Here is a 266-nt window from a genome sequence, read left to right as displayed (position 1 = left end):
GCCAGGCGAAAAACTAAAAAACGCACCTTGTTGGACAACCAATAAAAAGGATAACGCCATGTACCGAGTTTATAACCTACGTCCACAGCCAGCCCCTGCTAACTGGGCTCGTGACAACAAGACGCTTCTCGTAGGACTGGTTTTCTGGTCACTTTTTCTGGCCGGCATCGCAGGCAGTCAAAAGGTCTCGAGCGAGGGGTGGTACATCGTCACCTCGCTCGAAGGCGCATTGGTCACGATGCGTATGCCCAGTGAGAAGTCCTGCA

1 protein-coding gene is annotated in these 266 nt (G+C 52.6%); it reads left to right on the top strand.

Going from position 1 to position 266, the window contains the following annotated elements:
- Positions 1-58 precede the first annotated feature (58 nt).
- Positions 59-266, top strand: a 208-nt coding sequence (locus tag KZZ04_RS19540) for a hypothetical protein (RefSeq protein ID WP_219423935.1), incomplete at its 3' end; no start/stop codon positions are given.

The sequence above is a fragment of the Pseudoalteromonas sp. CR1 genome (genome assembly GCF_019392235.1).
Classification (GTDB): domain Bacteria; phylum Pseudomonadota; class Gammaproteobacteria; order Enterobacterales; family Alteromonadaceae; genus Pseudoalteromonas.
Note: the sequence above shows the minus strand (reverse complement) of the source record. Positions and strands in the feature narration are given on the sequence as shown.